The sequence below is a fragment of the Ruegeria sp. BHSA118 genome (assembly GCF_059613405.1).
Window position 1 is genome coordinate 1 of the sequence record NZ_JBXWSM010000089.1, and the last position, 14,554, is coordinate 14,554.

14 protein-coding genes are annotated in these 14,554 nt (G+C 55.7%); 9 read left to right on the forward strand and 5 right to left on the reverse strand.

The window, feature by feature from the left end; all coding sequences use genetic code 11:
- Positions 1 to 163 precede the first annotated feature (163 nt).
- The 6 genes from AC2FNN_RS19345 (at position 164) to AC2FNN_RS19370 (ending at position 6,117) form a co-directional block, all read left to right on the forward strand.
- Entirely contained in the window at positions 164 to 496 is a 333-nt protein-coding gene (locus AC2FNN_RS19345) for an ExbD/TolR family protein (protein ID WP_496760074.1), read from the forward strand.
- A 4-nt stretch (positions 497 to 500) separates the two neighbouring features.
- The gene (locus AC2FNN_RS19350; protein WP_496760075.1) at positions 501 to 878 is read left to right on the forward strand and encodes an ExbD/TolR family protein; all 378 of its coding nucleotides are present in this window, start codon (positions 501 to 503) and stop codon (positions 876 to 878) included.
- Positions 875 to 2,023 (forward strand): energy transducer TonB family protein, encoded by a 1,149-nt coding sequence (locus tag AC2FNN_RS19355; RefSeq protein WP_496760076.1) that lies wholly within the window; start codon positions 875 to 877, stop codon positions 2,021 to 2,023. Before AC2FNN_RS19350 ends, AC2FNN_RS19355 begins: the two co-directional genes overlap by 4 nt.
- A gap of 221 nt (positions 2,024 to 2,244) precedes the next feature.
- Positions 2,245 to 4,143 (forward strand): DUF3604 domain-containing protein, encoded by a 1,899-nt coding sequence (locus AC2FNN_RS19360; protein ID WP_496760077.1) that lies wholly within the window; start codon positions 2,245 to 2,247, stop codon positions 4,141 to 4,143.
- A 157-nt stretch (positions 4,144 to 4,300) separates the two neighbouring features.
- Positions 4,301 to 5,131, forward strand: coding sequence for a peptidyl-prolyl cis-trans isomerase (locus AC2FNN_RS19365; RefSeq protein WP_496760078.1), 831 nt, complete (start codon positions 4,301 to 4,303; stop codon positions 5,129 to 5,131).
- Positions 5,128 to 6,117, forward strand: coding sequence for a HupE/UreJ family protein (locus tag AC2FNN_RS19370; protein ID WP_496760079.1), 990 nt, complete (start codon positions 5,128 to 5,130; stop codon positions 6,115 to 6,117). The genes AC2FNN_RS19365 and AC2FNN_RS19370 overlap by 4 nt, the downstream gene beginning before the upstream one ends.
- 162 nt (positions 6,118 to 6,279) lie before the next feature.
- On the opposite strand, the gene AC2FNN_RS19375 is transcribed toward AC2FNN_RS19370, so the two are convergent.
- On the reverse strand, positions 6,280 to 6,564 hold the full coding sequence (locus tag AC2FNN_RS19375; protein ID WP_496760080.1) for a helix-turn-helix domain-containing protein: 285 nt from the start codon (positions 6,562 to 6,564) through the stop codon (positions 6,280 to 6,282).
- A gap of 198 nt (positions 6,565 to 6,762) precedes the next feature.
- Positions 6,763 to 7,224: a hypothetical protein gene (locus AC2FNN_RS19380; RefSeq protein ID WP_496760081.1), complete on the reverse strand. Its 462-nt coding sequence runs from the start codon at positions 7,222 to 7,224 to the stop codon at positions 6,763 to 6,765.
- Positions 7,225 to 7,285: 61 nt separating this feature from the next.
- Here AC2FNN_RS19380 and AC2FNN_RS19385 point away from each other — a divergent pair, with 61 nt between their 5' ends.
- The 3 genes from AC2FNN_RS19385 (at position 7,286) to AC2FNN_RS19395 (ending at position 9,968) form a co-directional block, all read left to right on the forward strand.
- Complete coding sequence (locus tag AC2FNN_RS19385; protein WP_496760082.1) at positions 7,286 to 8,170, forward strand: sulfatase-like hydrolase/transferase; 885 nt, start codon at positions 7,286 to 7,288, stop codon at positions 8,168 to 8,170.
- Between the two features lie 143 nt (positions 8,171 to 8,313).
- Positions 8,314 to 9,204: an HlyD family secretion protein gene (locus AC2FNN_RS19390; RefSeq protein ID WP_496760083.1), complete on the forward strand. Its 891-nt coding sequence runs from the start codon at positions 8,314 to 8,316 to the stop codon at positions 9,202 to 9,204.
- A gap of 17 nt (positions 9,205 to 9,221) precedes the next feature.
- The gene (locus tag AC2FNN_RS19395) at positions 9,222 to 9,968 is read left to right on the forward strand and encodes an outer membrane protein (RefSeq protein WP_496760084.1); all 747 of its coding nucleotides are present in this window, start codon (positions 9,222 to 9,224) and stop codon (positions 9,966 to 9,968) included.
- 258 nt (positions 9,969 to 10,226) lie between these two features.
- Here the strand turns inward: AC2FNN_RS19395 and AC2FNN_RS19400 are convergent, their stop codons facing one another.
- From AC2FNN_RS19400 to galU, 3 genes are all read right to left on the reverse strand, one after another.
- The gene (locus AC2FNN_RS19400; protein ID WP_496760085.1) at positions 10,227 to 11,297 is read right to left on the reverse strand and encodes a DUF2793 domain-containing protein; all 1,071 of its coding nucleotides are present in this window, start codon (positions 11,295 to 11,297) and stop codon (positions 10,227 to 10,229) included.
- 169 nt (positions 11,298 to 11,466) lie between these two features.
- Positions 11,467 to 12,906: a mannose-1-phosphate guanylyltransferase/mannose-6-phosphate isomerase gene (locus tag AC2FNN_RS19405; protein WP_496760086.1), complete on the reverse strand. Its 1,440-nt coding sequence runs from the start codon at positions 12,904 to 12,906 to the stop codon at positions 11,467 to 11,469.
- 69 nt (positions 12,907 to 12,975) lie between these two features.
- Positions 12,976 to 13,869, reverse strand: coding sequence for a UTP--glucose-1-phosphate uridylyltransferase GalU (gene galU, locus AC2FNN_RS19410; protein ID WP_496760087.1), 894 nt, complete (start codon positions 13,867 to 13,869; stop codon positions 12,976 to 12,978).
- Positions 13,870 to 14,554: the final 685 nt, after the last annotated feature.

A 14,554-nucleotide genomic window follows, 5' to 3' on the forward strand; every position in this document is an offset into this window, starting at 1 on the left:
TTGTCCTGGCTTGAAAGTCGAACCGCACGCGAGCGTGTTTTTGCGGACAAGGCTTTGCGTACGGTTCTGGTTCCCGGTCATTCCATCCAAAGCTCAGAGGCGGCGGCACAGGTCCCGGTCGCCCCAGAACATGCGTAACACTGCGCCTTTTGTGCGGCGGCGCATGTCGATGACGCCTCTGATCGACGTGATCTTTCTGCTTTTGCTGTTTTTCATGCTGTCCTCAACGTTTTCGCGATTCAGCGAGATCGAGTTGAGCAGCGCGTCCACCGGCGGGAATGCCGACGCTGCGCCGCCCGAGCGCCTTTTCGTGCAACTTGGCCCTTCACGTGTTGTCCTGAACGGCCAATCCCTTTCGCTTGAGGAATTGTTCAATCAGGTCCAAGCCGGTCAGGTGCTGGTAAGCCTTGATCCCGGGACAACTGCGCAACGTCTTGTGGACCTGCTTGTGCCATTGCGCGGGCGCGAAGGTTTGACGGTCAGGGTGTTGGAGTGAGGCAATGATCCGTTACATCCGACCCGGTCGAAATCGTGATTCCACAATTCCGCTGATCAATGTCGTCTTTCTGATCCTGATCTTTTTTCTGATTACGGGTACGATTGCGCCGCCATTGGATCCCGATCTGGATCTGGTGAATACTGCAGATCTTGACGGTCGCGAGCCGCCGGATGCGCTTGTTCTTCATCGGGACGGGACATTGAGTTTTCGGGGCAATCCGATCGAGGCAGAAGCTTTCATGGCCGCGCATGACTCGGGGCCCGTGCGGATCGTTCCGGACAGGAATGCGCCGGCCTCTCGATTGATGGAGATCACCAGCAATTTGCGTCGGTTGGGTGCGCCAACGGTTTTTCTGGTGACCGAACAGGCCCTCGAATGATCAGGCGGTCCATTTCTGTTGCAATCATTGCAATTTCGATTTCCGTATTGGTGCATCTGATCGGCCTGATTGTCACGGTACCTGATTTGTCAGATCCGGCTTCCGGGGAAAGTGGTACCGACACGATCGAACTCAGCAACGCGTTCGAAGAGCTGGCCGATACCAGGATCGAACCCGTGCCGCCCGCGCCGGATGAACCGCCAACCCCTCCGGTGGAACCGCCAACCCAGCCGCAGGAGGCAGAAGTTCCGACAAGTGATGCCCGCGTGGCCTCGCCGAACCCGCAAGAGACGTTCACGCCCGACACCGGGAAATCAACGATTATCCAGCCGAGGGCGCCGGATGAGGTTGTCGTGGACCCTGTAGACCAGAACCTGGAGGACGAAGGCGAAGCCGCCGAAGCTGAAGGCGCTGCGTCGGCAAGGCCCGAAGCGTTGGCCGAAACACCCGAGGTGCCGATAGAAGAGGCGGTCGATCCGGTTGAGCCTTCTTCTGCCGAAGAACCGGTGTCCGAGGAACGGCAACAGATCGCCGCGTTACCGGTCGAGGTTGCTCCGGTTGTTCCGGAAAACACGTCCCCACTTGAACCTGTGATACCGGAAGAAGCGTCGGAACCTCTGGATGACGACGCCGAACTGACCGTTCCCGATGCAAGCGTGGATGGATCCGAACAGGCCGTAGCCACGTCATTGCGGCCTCGCCTTCCAGACCGACGCCCGCAACCCACCCTGCGGGGTGCGTTGGATCCGTCAAGCAATTTTGATGCTCTGAGATTTCCGGAACAGACGATTGAATCACCTCTGACGACGTATCAAAGAGAGGGTGTCGACGCCTTCCGACAAAACCGGGGCGGCACCCGTTCGGGCGGGCGGGGGCCGGGAAATTCGGACACCACGAACTATGCAGGTCAGGTTCTTGTTCATCTGAATCGGGCACCGGTGGTTTACGTTGCTGGCCGTGGCTATGCGCGGGTGTTTTTTCAGATTGACCCGGATGGTTCGTTGGCCTGGGTTGATGTCGTCGAAAGCTCTGGCTCGCCGGAAATAGAGCGGGCAGCCAAAGAACAGGTTCGAACCGCCGCACCTTTCCCGCGCCCGCCGGGGGGCGTCAGCCGGAAACTTTCTTTCTACTATCAGATAAGATGACCCGACGGGTCTTGCCAGTAGGACACGGGTCGCGATCGCCCCAGGGGCTTTCGCCGAGTTTCCGGATTGCGCGGGTTTGCAGTTCTCAGATTAAAAAACCCTTTTGTCGACAAAATGTGATATAAGAAAATGGGAATATTATGTCGGCACAATGAAGCCGCCGGCACCTCTGATTATTCCTGAATCGGGAGGTCACATTGTTTCGGATATCTGCTTGCGTAATGTCACTCGTATTGGTCCCTGCTGTTGCGGTCGCCGACGCCGTACCCAGCGAAGATGCTGCCGAGGGATTGTTTTCCGATCAGCCGTATTCCCCTTACGCCCAACGCACATTTCCTGAACGTCCGCTATGGGGGGACACTCACCTTCACACCGGGCTTTCGCTGGATGCGGGTGCTTTCGGGAACACCTTGCTGCCGGATGAGGCGTGGCGGTTCGCCAAGGGTGAGCAGGTCATTTCTTCGACGGGTCAGCCAGTAAGACTGTCACGACCATTGGATTGGATGGTTCTCACGGATCACACGGACCTGATGGGGTTCGCGCCGGATTTGCAGGCTGGCAAACCGGGCGTTCTTTCTGATCCGAAAGGACTGGAGTGGTACGAAGGGTACAAGGCCGGCGGGGAAGAAGCCGGTAAAGCGGCTTTCGACATCATCACCAATTTTTCGCAAATGACACTGCCGGAAATCCTGTTGGAATCCTACAGCCCCGGTGCCGATGCATTTGCCTTTACCTGGGAAAGCATCGTTCTGGCGGCAGAGCGGCACAATGACCCCGGTACTTTTACCGCTTTCATCGGCTTTGAATGGACCTCGGTACCGAAAGGGTTCAACTTGCACCGCAATGTCATGCTGCGCGATGGGCCAATCAGGGCGCTTCAAATGGTGCCGCCGGTCACGCAGCCGCCTTACGGTGATACGGATCCAAAGGCGCTGTACGCCTGGCTTGAAGAGTATCAGGAAAAAACGGGCGGGCGTGCAGTTGCCTTTGCCCATAACGGGAACCTGTCGAACGGGTGGATGTTCCCAACCGAAGACACGTATCACGGCGGCAAGGTTGACGAGGAATATGTCGCGGCCCGCGCAAAATGGGAGCCCCATTACGAAGTCACCCAGATAAAGGGCGACGGTGAAGCGCATCCTTTCCTGAGCCCGGATGATGAATTTGCGGATTATGAAAACTGGGACGTCGGCAATCTGGACATAACCGAGTTGAAAACCGATGACATGCTGGCCGGAGAATACGCCCGAGAGGCATTGAAACGCGGATTGATGCTGGAAGAAAAGTTTGGCGTGAACCCCTATAAATTCGGCATGGGGGGTGCGACGGACAGCCATACCTCTCTGGCCACTGCCGAAGAAGACAATTTCTTTGGAAAATCCGTCAGCGTCGAGCCCTCAGCCTCGCGTATCAAGCATCCGTTCATAGCCAATGACCTTGGTGAAATTCCCGGCGACCTGCTTGTCGCCTCCGGATACACGGCCGTCTGGGCCACCGAGAATACACGCGCGGCGATCTTTGACGCGTTCAAGCGCCGCGAAACCTATGCAACGACCGGGCCAAGGATTGGTCTGCGGTTCTTTGGCGGATGGGATTTCAGTGAAGCTGATGTTGAAACCCGTTTCCTTGCCAATGTTGGCTATACCAAAGGGGTGCCAATGGGTTCGGACCTGCGCCCGCGCGAAGGTGAGGTTGCGCCAAGCTTTCTGATCGCCGCTCTGCGCGACCCTGTTGGTGCCAATCTGGACCGAGTTCAAGTGATAAAGGGATGGCTCGATTCTGAAGGTGCCTTGCAGGAAAAGGTCTATGACGTGGCATGGTCGGATAACCGAGATGTCGATCAAAACGGCAAGGTCCCTGCGGTTGGAAACACTGTGGACGTGGATACCGCCAGCTGGACCAACACAATCGGAACGGCCGAACTTGTCACCGTATGGTCAGACCCGGATTTCGATCCGAATGCACGCGCGTTTTATTACGTCCGCGCCATCGAAATCCCAACGCCGCGTTGGATCCTGTACGACAAGTTGAGATATGGTATCGAATTGCCCGAGGATGCAGTGCTTACGCATCAGGAACGCGCCTATTCGTCCCCGATCTGGTACACACCGGCAGAGTGATCCGTTCTGCGATCGGAACACAAGCCGCGTCAGTGACCCTACCGCGGTGCGCCCTCCGCGTTGCTGCAACATGCAGAGGGATTCATCGTGCAAAACCCGACCCGATGATGCCAACATCTGAACAAACAATCTGACCACGTCTCACGCAGGAGGCTTGATGCGAGTACTGAAAGAACCTCTGTTCCATTTTTTTGTGATCGGGGCGGCAATTTTTGTTTGGTTCCATATCGTAGCGCCGGAAAGCGAGAGCGTTGAAGATCTTGAGAAAATAATACTCGACCAAGATGACGTTGCGCTTTTGTCCGCTCGTTTCGAAGCGCAGTGGAAACGCCCTCCAAGCGATGCGGAACTGAAGGCTTTGGTCGACGCATCCATTCGTGAAGAGGTTCTGGTCAGAGAGGCTAGACAACTTGGTCTGGATCGCGGAGATCCCTTGATTAGGACCCGGTTGAGCCAAAAAATGGATTATCTGACCGAAGCCATTGCCACTTCCATCGTTCCGAAAGACGAAGATCTGGAGGTTTTTCTTCAGGAAAACGCGGAACGCTATGCAACGCCTGCCATGGTGGCCTTTAATCAGGTCTTTCTTGGAGAGGAGCCCGAAGAGGCCGAAATTGAGAACGCATTGGCCACCCTGCGCGCCAGGCAAGACATTTCAGATCTGGGCGGTTCAACTTTGCTGCCGGCGTCCATGCCATTGTCCGCGACGCGGGTTGTCGAGTCGGTCTTTGGAGGAGGGTTTTCGCAAAGCATCACAGAGGTCGAAACAGGCCAGTGGACGGGTCCGATCCGGTCAGGTTACGGTATCCACATTGTCGAGGTCGTTGCTGTCGAGCCCAGTCGAACACCGCCACTTGCTGAAATTCACAATACGGTGCTGCGGGACTGGCGCCGCGCGATGAGTGAAGATCTGGCGCAAGCGCAATACGAGACTCTGGCCGAAAAATACGAGATTGTGACCCCTGATCTTTCGGGCCCGGTCAAATGAGAGCTTTGATCTGCTTCCTGTTTGCGCTGCTGTTTGTGTGGCCTGCAAATTTCGCCGCTGCGCACGCGCTTGATCCGGGATATCTGGAAATTCGCCAAATTGCCTCTGACACCTGGAGCGTTCATTGGCGAAAGCCCGACGTGAATGGCCAACCGATGGCGATTGACGCAATTTTGCCAGAAGGCTGCACGCCGGCGCGTGGCCCGGATCCCATTTCCGACGGTCGAGGGTGGGTTGCATCCTGGGTCGTCGAATGCCAGGCGGATATCGCGGGCCAACCCATTGCCATTGAAGGCCTTGAGACTCAAAGAAACGACGTGCTGGCGCGTGTGCATCCCGTTGATGCTCAACCTGCTACCCTTCGTTTTACACCGGACAACACTGTCCAAGTCATACCTTCTGAACAGTCGACGTGGTCAGTGTTTGCCGCATACTCCCGGTTGGGGTTTGAACACATATTGGAAGGTTGGGATCACCTTCTGTTTGTCTTCGCGCTGTTTGTTCTGGTCCGCGACCCATGGAAACTTGTCGGAGCCGTAACAGCGTTCACACTTGCGCATTCAATAACCCTGGCGCTGGCAACGATGGGTGTTTTGAATGTTCCCGGACCACCGGTCGAGGCTGTTATCGCACTGTCCATCGTTTTTCTGGCGATGGAGATCGTCAAAGGCGGCGAAGGACGGTTCCGGCTTTCAAAGCAGAAACCTTGGATCGTATGCTTCGGGTTCGGGCTGTTGCACGGGCTAGGATTTGCAGGGGCATTGGCAGATATCGGGTTGCCACCTGACGACATTCCCGCGGCATTGCTGGCCTTCAACCTCGGTGTCGAAGCCGGGCAGCTGAGTTTTATTGCTGCCTTGGCCCTTTCAATGGCGATCTGGCGGCTGATCGCGCTTCCGGTTGGCAAACAGGCCACGGTCTTGACCGCGTATGGGATCGGGTCAGTGTCAATGTACTGGCTGATAGAACGCGTCAGCGGCTTTTGAACCGTGGCGAAGTCGTGAGAGTTGAGCAAGATGGTGTAATTCATGACGGCATATGGGCCTGAAAATGAATACGGCCTGAGCCTGACCAGCTTAGCTTTTGCGCTGTTTCGAATTTGCTTCCATGAAAGGCCATGGTCACAAACAGCACAAAGCCCAGTGTTTTCAATCGACAGTGGCCGACGGCAATTCGCCGAAACACTTTCTGTAATCTTGTGAGAACTGCCCGATATGCCAAAAACCATATCGATTTGCGGCGTCAGAAATTGACATTTCGTTGCCTTGCTCTGCAAGCAGGCTACGAACCCTGTTAAGGCCGAGCCTTGTGTAATAGGCCTTTGGGCCGACACCGAATTTTTCATTGAACGCGCGTTCCAATATGCGCAATGACACACTGATATCCCCGCAGATCTCGCTGATGGGGACGTTTTCGTCCGGGGTTGCCGTCATCCGATCAATGGCCGCAGCAAGTGCCAGAGCTTTTCGGTTTATCCGCGGTTCCCTGCGATCCGCCCCGCCCCCCAAAGCGATCCGCAGTATCTGTTCGATCAAATGGGTTTCGCCCTGTTCTGAAGAATTTGGGTTCGCCAACAAAGCCTGAATGTCGTTCAGAATCGCAGCCGAGCGATCAGGTGGCGTTGCAGGTAACTAAAACGCGCCGATCTGGTGCACACGCCGCGAGAAACCAAACTTCATAACGGAAATAAGCGGGCCGGATCTGACCTTGAAATCCGCCTGCATTTTGCCGTCTTCGATCTGACGGAAATCCATATCCGATTTGGATATTGCGGCGATCTGGTTCGGATCCCGGAAAGTGGCCGCAAAAAAAACCGGGGCGCTTCGGGCAGGGCCAAGTCTTGGTTTGTCGATTTTTTGATGCGGTGCAAAATAACTCCCCTGTAGTTTGCATGAAAAGCTTGGTCGAAACATAGGAATATGTTCAAATGAATTTGCCCGATCCGCTTGCCTCGCCCAAACGTGGTCGTCCTCCGCTTCCAAAAGCAGAACTGAGGTCACGAACGGATCGTGACCCTTCTTGCACCCTCTCAGCGTCACAGGCTTACGCGTCGTGCGTATGCAACCGGCCAGACCCTTTTCGGTGTCGCCCACGATCTTATCGCACAGGGTCTGGAACAAGAAGAAAACCCAAGGAAAAAAGATACCTGAAGAAATGGATCTCAAGTTGTTTTTTCTGGGTTCTCTGGCGATCAGCGCACCTGCCTACGCGCAGAATGCACCCATTGCGCATGATTCCGAGTTTTGTATCGTTCAGGCTCAGAACAAGGATGCCTGGGAACAGGATGATACCGCCATTGATCGGGTTTTCGCGGCATTTCGTGACGAAAACGGCGGCAACCCCCCGAACATCAACAATTTTTCTGACGAAGCGATGCGCATGGTGCGCATGTATACCGAGCCATCCTGCACCCCGACCCGCGTGGCCCAGACGACCGGTCGTCTGCCGGTTCGGATCGGAATGGGTGATACGACCGTCGACATCGCCGGTTTCGGTCTGCCCAAAGAGGAAGTGTCGCTTGCCGAGGTTCTGAAGGCCGAAGGATATGCAACCTCGCATGTCGGGAAGTGGCACATGGGTGACATTGCCGAGAGCTGGGCAATGCACCAGGGGTTCGACTATGCGCAGCACGCCGTTCATCAACAGGGTCACTTGACGGTATTCAATGACGATGCAATCCGCGAGCAGGTTTCGGTAGGTATCGCAGATTTTGACGACGATTACACCATCGACAACTGGTTCCGTCCCGACGCATCGGCCATGGCCACGGTGATCGAAGGAAAAGCCGGCGGACCCATCCGTGAAATCCGAATGGAACCGGGTGAGCGTTGGAACGCAGCCAAATATGACGAGATAAACCAAGCTTTTCAGGACAAAACCCTGAGTGAACTGGAACGCTTGGCCGGTGGTACAGAGCCGTTTTTCCTTCAGTATTGGCCGATGATCCCGCTGGACAACACGCGGGCCGGGCGTGACGAGCCGGAAACGCAACAGGCAGTCGAGGCTTTCATGGTCAAACGATCGTCGGCGCAACAATGAAGCAAGGCCACGCGCGTCCACAGAAATGCGCGGCCGCGAAACCGACACGCGAGTAGGGCAAGCGTTGGCGTACTTCTTAGCCGCATTCGAAACCAATATTGCGCCCCGCTGGTATCAACAGCTTTGCGCAATGGAGTAAACATATGCTTATTGTCTTAGGTCTCTATTTCGGAGTGATCTGGGTGGTGTTTTCCAGGCTCGGACTGATTCCATGGAACCGGTACTGGGAATCTGTCGTCCATGGGGGTGCTGCGATCATTGCACTGGTTGTAATCGGTGCCCGCAACCACACCACACCGACAGGGCCTGTTTCGGTGCAGGGTGTTGCCACCAAGATTGCCCGCAATGTGTCTGGTACTGTCGTTGACGTTTCGGTTCGCCCCAACGAGCGGGTCGCGAAAGGGGATCCCCTGTTCCGCATCGACGATACACGCTTTCGGATCGAAGTCGCCCGGCTGACGGCCAGTCTTGAATCGGCTCGTTCTGCGGCAGATCACTTGCAGTCCGACCTGACAGCGGCGGAAGCCGGCATTGAATCCTTCATCGCGCTATTGACCTTTGGCATCTGGAGCAAACAGTCGTGCGCGCCTGAAGACGGCTTTGTCACCGCAGTTTCTTTTCGTCCCGGAAATCGTGTATCTATTGCACAGGGGGCGATCGTTTTTGGTGTCCCCGATGACCGCCATCTGATCGCAAGTTTGCCCCAATCAAGCCGCATAAACGTTTCCGTCGGCGACCAGATCCGCCTTGCGCTGCGAATCCTGCCGGGCGGCGAAATACCTGGGACCGTCATACCTTTGCCCGTGGGAACGGCAGAGGGCGTTGTAGACTCGCGTACGGGCCTTCCATCACTGCGCGATCTGGCCGGCGGGTCCAGGTATCCGGTGCTGATCGAAGTTCCGGACCAGATCAATATCGAAGATTTCCCTTTCGGGGCTTCTGGCACCACGCTGGTGATTGCGAACAAGGCGGGCGCAATCGGTGTGTTGGCAGAAATCCTGTTCTGGATCACAAATAAGCTGAATTACATCTGAAAAATTGGAGGGACGAGATGAGAACAGAATTGGCAATAAAAGGCGCGGGTTTGGCCTTGGTTGCGGCGTTTGGCACAACCGCTTCCGCGCAGCAAAGCGATTGGTCCCAGGAAGCGACGATTTACCTTTTCATGCCTGAAACGGAAACGTCTATCGAAACCCCGTCAGGGACATTGGACGGCACGTTGAGTTTCTCTGACGCTCTGAGCAACCTGGATTTCGCCTTTATGGGCGCGTTCGCGGCTTCCAATGGGCGTTGGAGCCTGCTGGCTGACTACAACTATACAAATCTATCCTTCAGAAACAGTGGTTCCGGTCCGTCTGGATCCACTCTCGACACATCATTCACCACACAATTCCTCAGCGGGTACGTCGCCTATCGGGTCTATGAAGATCCTTCGGTTCAACTGGACATTGCCGGTGGTTTCAGATGGTTCAGCACCGAAACCAATTTCACGCTAATATCCGGTTCGGCACCTGGGCGCACGACCGTTGTTGACGACGATTGGGTAGACCCGGTCATTGGCGCAAGAATACGTTACGTTCTATCCGACAAATGGACCGGAACCGGGTTCATTGATTATGGCGGCTTTCGCAATGACAGCGAAACGTGGCAGGTTCTGTTGACGGCAGATTATGCCATCAATGACAGATGGGTGATCCGTGGCGGATATCGCTATATCGCCTTCGACCATGAGATCGGCGGAAATGATTTCGAGTTCCATCAGTCCGGGCCGGTGATTGGGGCGACCTACCGATTCTGATTGATCGTAAATGAAAACTGTATTCGGTTTAGACTTGGCACGAGACGTCAGACGGGTAGATCCCGCAAGGATGGTTGTTGAAAACCTCCTTTTTGCGTTGTTTGCCGCGTTCCGTTAGTTGGAGTTCCAGCAACCATCCTGCTTTTCCGGCGTGATGAAGGGCTGCAAACCCGGTGACGCAGGGACAGCGCGGAACCGGTTGCAATCGATCTGCTGTTGGATTGGCCGCCTGATCCGGTATCCAGACGGCCCTGCCTGTCAGAACCAGCGACCAATGGCTGTGGCGGATGGCGCCAGGGCTGCCGCATCTGAGATCGCCGAGAAGACAATGAATGTCGATTGCGACGGCGAAGGCGCATCAAACCCGGTAAACCGGGTTGCAACGCCTCCAGTGCCGTTCACGTTCGGGGGCGTCGAAAAGTCAGCCGGGAAATCCCAGGTTATTGGGCCGCTTTTGAAAAGAGCACCCTCAGCAGCGGTGCAGGCCACGGGCGCAAGCGTGGCCGTGCAGATCTGAGTACCGTCGGCAAACCGCACATAATCTCCGTTGGCGTTGCTGCCGCGCTCAATGACAGCGCCGGTCGGAACACCTGCGTTTTCCGTCACTGTTCCAAGAAGGTTTCCGGGGCCGTATCCATAGTCGGCGCGCATCAGTCGGCCCGAAGTCGTATCGCTGGCGTCTGTCTGAACAGCTGTCCCTGACACGGTTCCGGCTACAGGATCAAAGGTCATCACTTCAGTCCAATTGCCGCCATCGGGAGACACTTTGATGGAAAATCCGGTACTGCCAGACAGTCCCATTTCCGCGTGACCCGTCCAGTTCGATTGGAACAACAGCGACGCGGTATCTCCTGCGCTGGCTTTGTTGATCTTCAGCTGATGCCCGCCGCCTTCGTGGTTCAGCAAGGTCGCCGGGCTGCGAACGGACAGACGGTTGGTACTGTCTGAATTGGTCGCAACCCCGACTCCGTCCAGGTTCTGAGTGCTGACTGGCAGGGGGGCCCAGGCTGTTCCTGTCCAGTATTTCAGATCTCCGGCCGCTTCATCCCAGGCGCGCCAGCCAATGTCTGGGGTCACGAAATGCCAGGCGTTGTCCAACCAGGCAGCAAGTTCACCGGCATGTCCTGTCCAGTCCCCGGTCGGGTTGGCTCCAAGAGCATGAACTTCACCTTGCTCGGGGACAACAGGAGGTGTCCCGGAATCTGTTGACCGTACCGAGAGTTGCACGACCAGATCGAGCTGTCTCAGGGCTTCGTTGTGGGTGACGTGTTTTTGCGCCTGTGCCGGTTGCAGCAAAGGCAGGTTCAATCGGGGGGATGTTTGTGACACGGGGGTTCCTCCTGTGGCGTCGGTGCGAAGCTTCGGTTGCGCGCTACCCTGCCGAAAAGCGCGTCAATCCTGTCTGACCGGGCCGACCGCCCAGAGAAGATTTTGGTAAGATTCTGATGTCTGCCGGGAACCCGCCCATGCTATTCCCGTGCAGAGCAATGCCCGAGAATCAGTCTCGGGCGTAGATGTCGTCGTATCGGATGATGTCGTCTTCACCCAGATAGGTGCCAGTCTGAACCTCGATCAAAACCATGGGAACTTTCCCGGGGTTTTCCATTCGGTGTGTCGCTCCCAGTGGGATATAGACGGATTGGTTTTCGGTTACCAAACGCTCCTGATCATCGATGGTGACCTTGGCCGTGCCTTCAACCACGATCCAATGCTCGGAACGATGATGGTGAGATTGCAGGCTGAGCGAGGCGCCAGGATGAACATGGATGCGTTTGACCTGAAACCTGTCTCCGATCACAAGGCTTTCGAACCAGCCCCACGGACGATGATCCACCGGCAGGGATTCTGCCTGCTTCGCCCCCTTGGCTTTCAGCGCTGCAACGGCCTGTTTCACGTCCTGGGCCTTGTCCATGCTCGCGACCAGAACCGCATCGGGCATCGCAATGGCAATTACGTTGTCTAAACCCATTGCCACGACTTCCTGCGCCGGCGACTCGGACCGTATCAGTGCATTGCGGCAGTCGATTGCCGTTACTTCTCCGTTGGTCGCCACACCGTCTTCATCGGGGTTCGACAGCTCTTGAACCGCGGTCCAGCTTCCGACATCGGACCAGCCAGCGGAATAAGGCACCACGCTTAGGTTCAGGGCCTTTTCCATCACTGCGTAGTCTATTGAAATGTCTTCCACACCCGCCCATGCCGCCGGATCCAGTCGAAGAAAGCCCAAATCCGTTTTTGCCTCGGCAACGGCCTTTTGAACCGGCGGAATCAGCTCGCTCGCGTGCTGTTGAAAAGCAGCCAGGATATCGCGAACTGCAAACAGGAAGATCCCAGAATTCCAAAGATAGCTGCCATCCGACAGCATCGCCTCGGCCGTTTTCCGGTCAGGTTTCTCCACAAAACGATCCAATGGAACAGCCGCTTGGGTCGAATCCGGCGGGTGGCGGAGTTTGAGATAGCCGTATCCGGTTTCCGGGTGCGTCGGAGTGATGCCGAAAGTTACCAGATCGCGCCGTTCACTTATTGCCCGTACGCCTTCGGCAACGGCTTGATGAAAAGCGTCCATGTCCGGAACCACGTGATCAGATGGCGCCACCAGCATGATGCCATCCGGATCACGCGCTGCCAGATACAAGGCTGCGGCAAGAACAGCGGGGGCGGTGTTTCGACCTTCGGGCTCGATCAGAATTGGGCCGGGGTCAATTCCGACGGCCATCAATTGTTCAGGGACAATAAAGCGAAAAGCTTCATTGGTCAGAACAAGTGGCTTTGCATAAGGTGCCTGAGAAGGGCCCAGCATCCGTTCCGCGCAATTCTGCAACAGGCTTGTTTCGCCGACCAGAGGTACGAATTGCTTGGGATAGCTTTTGCGTGACAGGGGCCACAAACGTGTTCCCGAACCACCGCAAAGAATGACGGGGTAGACTGTATTGGTCATGCACGAGCCTTCGAATTACGGGTGACTGACAGTATTGCCATGTTTTTCGTCAAGTAAAACAATCTGTGGCTACTGAGCAGCCTTCCCCGTGGCGACAATGTCATTCAGATATTGGCTCAGATCATCGCGCAGGTCTTCGCGGGCAAGTGCAAAGGCAACGGTGGCTTGCAGAAAGCCTGATTTTGAACCGCAATCAAAACGCTGACCGTCGAATTTATAGCCGTAAGCCGGCACTCCGGCGGCAATGTCCTGGGCGATGGCGTCGGTCAGCTGGATTTCGCCGCCGCTTCCGGTTTTTTTTGCGTTGAGGTTGTTCAAAACGGACGGCCGAAGCACGTAACGGCCGATGACTGCCAGATTGGATGGCGCTTCTGATGGGTCAGGCTTTTCAACCATGCCTCGGGTTGGGACGACGGACCCGATATTGTCGCCAACATCGAGCACGCCATAGGAGCTGGTCTGTTCCTTCGGAACTTCCATCGCCGCGACCATGTTGCCACCGGTGTCTTCGTAGGCCTCGATCATCTGTTGCAGACAGGGTTTGTCGGCGGCGATGACGTCGTCAGGCAGCATGACGGCAAATGGTTCATCGCCGATCAGCCGCCGGGCGCACCAGACCGCGTGTCCAAGTCCCAGCGCCTTGTGCTGGCGGATATAAGCGATCGCGCCGCTTTCCATATTGGTTTTGTTCAGCACGTCCAGAAGCTTGGTCTTGCCTTTGGCTTTCAGCTCCTGCTCCAGCACCAGGTTGTGGTCGAAATAATCTTCCAGCGCGGACTTCCCGCGTGACGTTACAAAAATGAACTCCTTGATCCCGGCGGCACGGGCTTCGTCAATTGCGTATTGCACCAGCGGACGATCCACCAGCGTCATGATTTCTTTTGGAACGGATTTTGTCGCTGGCAAAAAACGCGTTCCCATGCCCGCTACTGGAAAAACCGCTTTGGTAACTTTGCGTGTCATGGTGCCTCTCAATTATCAAGTTTTGCCAGCAGAGCAGGAAATGTCCGGAATGCCCTCATAGGCTGCAATGCCCTGTCAATCAATGATGCCTGATGGATCAGGCTGCTATCAGTCAAATCGTGCCACCTTGCCAGGGAGGAGTCAAAAGCCCTCTCTGATGCTGTATCCATACAGTATTTGTGTACCATGTGCTTGGATCATTGGCTGACTGCACGGTGAAGAGCGGGATAAATCGCTTCGGTCCATCACGAAAAATTCATAGGCTTGTTCTTCGCGAGGTGTCTTGCAGATCATGACGTTCCCCGAACCGACCCGACTGTGTTGCCGCACGGCGTATCGTGTTATTTTTGCGTGGTTTTCCCACCCGGAAACCGCTACAAGCCCAAAGCGGACCACAACCCTCATTTTCGGAAGCAAGGGACCAGAAGGACATACCGCGTCAAAGGGTGCAGACGGACAGAGTATCTTAATTCCACAAGGGCGGCTGACCGCCTTGTTCAACGTATCCGAGTTTTTGATTTTCCCTTTTAAATTCTGTTTTCGAATGGGCAACAATCGTTGCGTGGTTCTAAAGATAGGTTCTGATAGCGCCTGATTGTTTCACGATGGATCGATGAGCACGCCAGGTGTCAGAGTCGGCTGGACACCTTGGTTTGCCTCACGGGGCCAGGCTTGTTTTCGTCAG